Source organism: Accumulibacter sp., from assembly GCF_031732815.1.
GTDB lineage: Bacteria > Pseudomonadota > Gammaproteobacteria > Burkholderiales > Rhodocyclaceae > Accumulibacter.
On the sequence record NZ_JAVMKF010000072.1, the window covers coordinates 1 to 6,894 of the forward strand.

The following is a 6,894-nucleotide window of genomic DNA, read 5'->3' on the forward strand; positions in this document are numbered from 1 at the left end:
CCAGCGATGATCTGTCGTAAAGGCAGGCCGTCGGTAGACCGGGAAGCGACAGAAACGATGTCTGTCCCTGTTGTGTACGAACGGCTGGCCGATCGGTTCGCGATCCTGTGTGCTTCACCCTTCCAGCGGCGTCGCCCGCACGCTGGTCGCGTCCTCAGTCGGCGAGCAAGCGCTGGACGCGCAGCCAGTCTTCGCGCGAGTCGCGCGTCCAGCGCCGGATGCGCAGCCGGTGCAAGAACGGAACTCGGTCGAGCATGCTGAGCGAACGCCGACGCTCAATCTCCGTCACCAGCCAGGAGCGATCAAAGGCGCTCCAGGCTGCGCCGGCAGGAGCGCGCAGATTCCGCCAGCATACCGGGGCGACCTCGTCTTCGTAGATGCGCTCCAGTTCTGGCAGAGCGATGCCCGTCGCCGATAACTGGCGTGCGATGACGGCGATGTCGGCATCGTCGAGTGCGGTGTCGAGAAACAGCTCCGAGAGCGCGCACCATGCCGCAAAGCGATGCGGATTGATCTCGGGCTGGGCGCTGCTCATGGCGCCTGTTCGCTCAGCCAGTCAACGATATCGCGCTGATCGAGCACGATGTCGGCCACCGTTCCAGCGATAAGTGCCCCGGCTGCGGCGCCGACCAGGAACAGCACGGTCACGCAGGCGGGTGCGCCGGGGCCGCACACGAAGCCGGCGCTAGCGCTCGCTGCAGCCGTGCCGAGCGCGCCGCCGAGTAGCGTCGCTCCTTCTTCCAGGCCCTGCCTGACCCGGTTCTCCGCCATCCAGATATTGATCGCGGAGATCGCCACGGTTACCACGATCAGGCTCCGCCCGAGGCGCGTCCAGCGCGGAATGCGCGCCGTCACCTGCGGGTTCGATCGTCCGGATGCTTCGACGATCTCTGTGAACACGGCCCGCTTCTCGGTTGCCGCGAGGTCGGCAAACGTCTTGCCGGGAAAGAGTTTGCGCACCGCCCTGGCGAGCGCCTCGTCCAACGTCTGGCCGGCGCTCTTGGCAGCCGAGGCGCTCGCGCGGCCGATCGCAGTCGATGCTCTGCGCGTCTCGAACATGATCGCATTGCGTAGCTGATTGGCGAAAATCGCACCTTCTTCAGCACTGACGACGCCAAGCCGAATGTCGCGCAGGATTTCCTCGGACATTGCCTTGACGCCCTTGACGTAGGCGCGGCGGGCGTTGGCGTCGGTCAGATAGCGCCAGGCAAAGGTCTGCGCCTCCGCTTCAACGACGGCAAGCGCCTGACGTACGGCTTGTTCGTCGTTCTCACCCTGGGCGCCGACGACCGCGTGCCGCGATGAAGCCGCACCGTGCATCATGCCCTCGGCAACAAATTGCGGCGCAGTTGTCTGGCACTCCGATCCTCGCTTCCTGCTGCAACTCATCCCTGCCGCTCCGTCCGTAGCGCTGTCCGCTCGCCGAGCGCGATGCTGTTCGGGCGGAGCTGTGGGCGCAAGCCGGCGAGTATAGTGAGCTGATCGCGCGAACGTCAATTGCTGTCGCGGGCCGTCAGTTCAGGCGCATGAGCTGGCCGACTTGAGCGGTTTGCCCGAAACCTGTCTTTGCCCAGGAGTGTCAGAAACGGGAGTAAACGCATAGGGCGCAGCGATTGAAAGTTGATCCGCCGACTTGAGAAGACCGGCGATGTTTTCAGGCACCGATGATCGCGCTGGGGGCATGCGGAGTCTGCAGTGTTGACCCAGCAGAGATTCAGTCAGCGCAAGATTTCACCCGAGGTGGGCTGCGTGGTGACTACGGTGCGCAGCGATTTGCTGTAGCGCAGCCAGCCATGCGGCCGGCACCAGAAGGTGAAGTGATTACCGCCAACGGCTGCGATGTTGACCCGCCCCTCGCTGGTGGATGGCGGCGAGAGCGCCGTCGCCGCGCCATCTCGGGCGCGACGACGGCCGCTGTACTCACGCGATTCGCCCTGGACGATTGCACCGGCAAAGTCACTTGCCCGGGTGGCTCGGGAAGGGCGTTGGCTTTGGGCGCTTCAGTTCGATCGCCTCTGGTGCCGGGCGCGCAGGGCCGCGCTTCCCCAGCCGATCAGGATCAGCGAGAGCAGCGCCAGGCTGTTGGGTTCGGGCAGCCGACTGTCGCCGTCGGGCCGGGCGATCCAGTTGAGGAAATTGGTCGCTCCGGCGGTTGGATCGGTTCCGAAACCCAGGTTGTAGGCGTAGATCGTTCCGGCGCCGGTCCCACCTCCGTCACGAGCGTAGAAGTCACCCCAGACCGGCGCCTGAGTGGTGGTGAACTCGACTACGGTCTGCGTTACGCTGCTGTCGCGGGTGAACTTTACCCCCCATAGCGCACCCGGCATTCCCACATTCGACGCTCCGGTCGCGGGGCCGACATCGCCGGCGGCGACCGGGCCGATTCCAACATCGGAATAATTGCCTTGCGTGTTGCTGACGAACACGCTTTCCCAATAGTTTTCCAGCGAGTTTCCACTGGCGTCAGTCGGAGATAATTCGAGAAGCCAATGGCTCAATTGCGCACTTCCGCTGAGTGGTGTGTCGAGTGTGTATCTGTAGGTGTAATCCGCGCCGCTTTGGGTGATCTGCCAACTGATGCTGAAACCGCCATCGCTCCATAATCCCGCCGCTGGATTCCACTGCAGCCCGCCACCGCTGCCGCTTGTCCCGCTGGTTGCTCGGCTACCGACATAATTGGCCGAATCAACGAATACTGAGGCGTGCGCGACAGTACTGACGAGCAGTGCGGCAATACCCCCGCAAGCGGCGGCAGCCATCCGTTTATTAATCATAAGCTTTCTCCTGGAGAACATTTCGCACAAAACATTGCCATGACCGTCGAGCAAGCTGCTGACTGTGTTTTAACAGCAATTGCGCGTGCCGGCCAATAACTCACTCTGGTCTGTTTGCTTCTCGTGCGGCCACCGAAAAGAGGCCTGCTACGGCTTGCTGGAATAACCCTTGCCAAATGAAGTAACAGCAAAAAGCCATGCCCGAAGACAGCAAGCCGAAGCTCGCTGATTGCGGAGTGGACGTCTGATCCGTACGCTGATGCTAGCCCTCTGCCGATTCGCCGAAGAACAACTGTGGGTAATGTTTTACACTGATAAACCAGTAGGAAAGGAAGCCTTGACGCGGCCTCGCAAGGGCATACAATGACTAGTCATGAAGAATCCGTTTATCCGTTTTTTGACATTTTTTGGCGCACCTGCGGCATTTGTCCTGTGTTTGAGCGCCTGTGTCGATAATCAACAGGAATCGATTTCAATCGTCCGTGCGGAGTTGGCCAGTGGCAATGCCGGGGCGGCGGTCGTACGCCTGCGTCGTCTGCTGCAACACGAACCTGGCTACCGTGAGGCGCGCGTTCTGTTGGGGCAGATTCTGCTCGACAGCGGCAATCCGGTGGGCGCCGAAAGGGAACTGCGCCAAGCGCTCGAGATCGGCGCCGATCAGGAGACGGTCAAACCCTTGCTGGCCAGGGCGTTGGTCGCGAGTGGCGACGGCAAGCGGGCGCTGACTGAATTCGCCGGGTCGCAGTTGCGCTCGTCCGAAGCGCAGACGGACATGCTGGTGAGCCTGGCGCATGCCCATCTGCTCGAAGGCAAGATCGAGAGCGCCAGGCGGCTGGTGCAAGAAGCGGCTGAACGCGCTTCGTCGGACGCGCGTCTGGCGATTGTCCAGGCGATGCTCAGCGCGGCCGAGAACAGGCATGAGGCAGCTTTGTCGGCGATCAACCAGGTTCTCGCCGGGCAACCGAATTCACTTGAGGCGCTGCGCGCCAAAGCGAACATTGCGCTCGTCGGCGGCGACTCCGCGCAGGCGATTTCGGCGCTGCAGACGCTGGCTCTGGCCATGCCGTCCGATGTCGGCGCGCAGTACGCGGCGAGTGTCCTCCTCTGGCAGACGGGCCAGATCGCGCAGGCCAGGGTTCAGCTCGAGCGTCTGCGCGCGGTGGCTCCGGCGCACGCGCGAACGGCCCATCTGGATGCGCTGGTCGCGCTGCACGATAAGGACCTGCGGGCAGCGCGCGAGCATGTCGCGCAAGCCTTGAAGGCTGATCCCGGCTTTCTGCCGACGGTCTTGCTGGCGGCGAATATTCATGCCGAGCTGGGCGAGTTCGAACGTGCCGAGAACGAGCTGAACGCGGTGATTGGCAAGGAGCCGGACAACATTCCCGCGCGCCGTGCCTTGCTCGCGCTGTTGCTCAAGACGCAGCGCAAGGAGAGGGCCTTGAGCCTCGCGCAGGACTTGCTGAAGCGTGCCCCGGAACAGTCGGCGGTGCTCAAGCTGGCCGCCGCCGCGCATCTGCAGGCAGGCGACGCGAAGACCTCGAAAGCGCTGTTTGCCAAAGCGCTGGCGCTCGCCGCGCCCGATGCGCAAGTCCTCATGGGGCTTGGTTTGGCGCACATGGCCGCCGGCGAGCGCGAGCAGGGAGTCAATGTGCTGCTTCAGGCGTCGGCGGCCGACGAATCGAGCGCGTCCGCCGATCTGTTCCTGGTCAGGCATTATATTGCCAGCAAGCAGTTCGACAAGGGCTTGCAGATTCTCGCCGCGCGGGCTGCGCGGCATCCGCCGGATGGACGCTTCGCGTTGCTCGAAGGCGAGCTTCTCGTTGCTGCCGGGCGCAAGTCTGAGGCGCTTGCCGCTTTCGACAGGGCGATCACGCTTGGTCCGGAGGTTGTCGCAGCGCTGCGCGAGGTGGCTCGTCTGGAACGTGCCGATGGCAAGCCCGAGCGCGTGCGCCAGCGCTTTACCGAGGCGATCGCGCGCCGCCCGAACGATGTGGATCTTCTGCTGCTCTACGCGAACTGGCTCGACGAAACCCCGGCCGAGCGCGCCAACGTGCGCGCGACCATCGAGAAGGCGGTCGCCGTCGCGCCGGACCATGTCGAGGCGAGGATAGCCCTTGCCGCGTACTACGCCAGCCGCAAGGACCTCGACATTGCTTTGGACGTTGCCGAGGAAGCCGTCAAGGCGATTCCGGGCAACGCGCGCCTGCTTACGGCGTTGGCCGAACTCTACCTGCGGGCGGGCAAGCCCGAGGTAGCGGCCATGCGGCAGGGCGAGGCTGTCGCCGTGGTGCCCGGTGCGCCGGAACTGCTGGTTCGCCTGGCCGACTTCCAGTTGGCGGGGGGCGCGAAGGATGCCGCCGCCGCTTCGCTGCACAAGGCCTTGAGCTTGCGCTCAGGCTTCGAGCCGGCGATCATCCGCGTCGTTGCGATGGAGCTTGAGGCGAATCGACCTGAGGCTGCTCTGGCCGCCGCGCGCGACTTGCAGAAGTCCAGTCCGCTTGCTCCGATGGGCTATTCACTGGAAAGCAAAGTACTGATTCAGAATAACAAGTGGCCGGAGGCGGTGCGCGTGCTGCAGACCGGAATCGAGCGTTCGCAGAATCCGCAACTGGTCATCGATGCACACCGGACGCTCGTCCGGGCGGGCCGGCAGCAGGAAGCCGCCGGCGTGCTGGTCGCATGGCAGCAGCGGCGTCCGAAAGACTTCGTCGTGCGCAGCTACCTGGCCGACTCCGCTTTGGGCGACAAGGACTATGCGCGTGCGCTCCGGCTTTACAAGGAAATCGTGCGGGACTTCCCGGACAGTTTTCGCACGTTCAATAATCTGGCGTGGACGGCGCGCGTGTTGGGCGACACGCGTGCGCTCGACTACGCCCAGCAAGCGTGGCGGCTGGCGCCCGACGACCCTGCGGTGCTCGACACGCTCGGGCTGCTGCTCGTCGAACGTGGTGAACTGGCGCGCGGCATCCAGGTGCTCAGGCGGGCCACCGTGATCGCGCCGGACCTGGTCGACGCCCGCCGCAACCTGGCTCGCGCGCTGGCCCGGTCGGGCGACAAGAGCGGCGCACAGCGCGAACTCGAGGTCGTCGCCAGGCTCGGCAAGACGGACGCGGAGTTGAAGGACCTGCAGTGATCCCGCGGCCGCTGCTGGCCGCCAGCCAGCCAGCGAAGCCGGTGGCGGGGACAAAGGTGGGCGGAAGGAGGGCGATTGCCTTGTGCTGCCCAGCGCGGGTGGACGGCATGCCACCGCCGACGCAGGCGTCGAGCGCCGGCCGACGCAGCGCATGCGCGAGCCGGCGCGCCAAGTCGTGCACACGCGCAAGCTCGGCGCGGAACCCTGGCGGCGGTGGCGCGCGAGCGCAACGTTCCGGTCAGCCAGGTCAGTCGTTCGCTGAGGCGGCTCGAGGGCGTTGGCGGCGTTCGTCTGCTGCGCCGCAGCACGTACGGTCCGAGCCTGACTGATGAAGGTGAGACCCTTCCTGCCTGCGCTCGACGTCTGATCGGGACCAGCGGCGAACTCGCCGCCGAGCTGCCTGGCAAGATTGGCGGTGCGCGTCACTGGCGGCGCGTCGGCGTCAGTCTGGTCCTTGCCGAGATGGTGATCGCGTCCAGTCTGCCGCGGCTTTACGAGTGCTGGCTTGATCGCCAAGTCACGAGCAAGGGTCGAGTGGTGGCCGGCGGCGACTCTGCACGCGTTGATCGACCCGCAAAGCGCTCGCTCAGGGCGGCGCATAGAGCTGCAGACTGGCGGCGGTCGGCAAAGGCGCGAGCAAGCCCTGCTCGCGCAGCCAGGCCGCGTCGGCTTCCATTCCGCGGTGCGCGACGAAGCGGGCCAGATGCTCGAGGCGTTCGTGCAAAGCGCATCGATCGGACAGATCGGCGAACGCCTGTACACGTTCCACCGGCGAAAATCCGCCGGCCGAGCGCTCGACTTCGTGCAGAACGGCGAGTGGTCCACAGGCGAGCAGTGTGCAAAGCTCGGCAAGTGCGGTGCGGATGAACGCACGCTCGGCGCCGGTCAGCCGGCTGGCGTCGAAATGCGCGACGCCAGTGGCGTAATGCAGCCCTTCGTCGTGCGCGATGGCGGCGAATACGCGCGTCGCGCCGGCGTCGAGCGACG

The 6,894-nt window shown here is 65.0% G+C and carries 5 protein-coding genes and 1 pseudogene; 2 read left to right on the top strand and 4 right to left on the bottom strand.

Going from position 1 to position 6,894, the window contains the following annotated elements; translation table 11 throughout:
* Window positions 1-154: 154 nt before the first annotated feature.
* From RKP46_RS06095 to RKP46_RS06105, 3 genes are all read right to left on the bottom strand, one after another.
* On the bottom strand, window positions 155-535 hold the full coding sequence (locus RKP46_RS06095) for a hypothetical protein (RefSeq protein WP_311105812.1): 381 nt from the start codon (window positions 533-535) through the stop codon (window positions 155-157).
* Window positions 532-1,323, bottom strand: coding sequence for a hypothetical protein (locus tag RKP46_RS06100; RefSeq protein WP_311105813.1), 792 nt, complete (start codon window positions 1,321-1,323; stop codon window positions 532-534). Before RKP46_RS06100 ends, RKP46_RS06095 begins: the two co-directional genes overlap by 4 nt.
* A 677-nt stretch (window positions 1,324-2,000) precedes the next feature.
* Window positions 2,001-2,774, bottom strand: a complete 774-nt coding sequence (locus RKP46_RS06105) for a hypothetical protein (protein ID WP_311105814.1) — start codon at window positions 2,772-2,774, stop codon at window positions 2,001-2,003.
* Between the two features lie 373 nt (window positions 2,775-3,147).
* On the opposite strand from RKP46_RS06105, the gene prsT reads away from it, so the two are divergent.
* Together prsT and RKP46_RS06115 are read left to right on the top strand one after the other, a co-directional pair.
* Window positions 3,148-5,907 (top strand): XrtA/PEP-CTERM system TPR-repeat protein PrsT, encoded by a 2,760-nt coding sequence (gene prsT / locus RKP46_RS06110; RefSeq protein WP_311105815.1) that lies wholly within the window; start codon window positions 3,148-3,150, stop codon window positions 5,905-5,907.
* A 75-nt stretch (window positions 5,908-5,982) separates the two neighbouring features.
* Window positions 5,983-6,234: pseudogene (locus RKP46_RS06115) on the top strand (LysR family transcriptional regulator); the annotation flags it as partial.
* Between the two features lie 259 nt (window positions 6,235-6,493).
* Here the strand turns inward: RKP46_RS06115 and RKP46_RS06120 are convergent.
* The coding region (locus RKP46_RS06120; RefSeq protein ID WP_311105816.1) for a hypothetical protein at window positions 6,494-6,894 on the bottom strand (401 nt) is incomplete at its 5' end.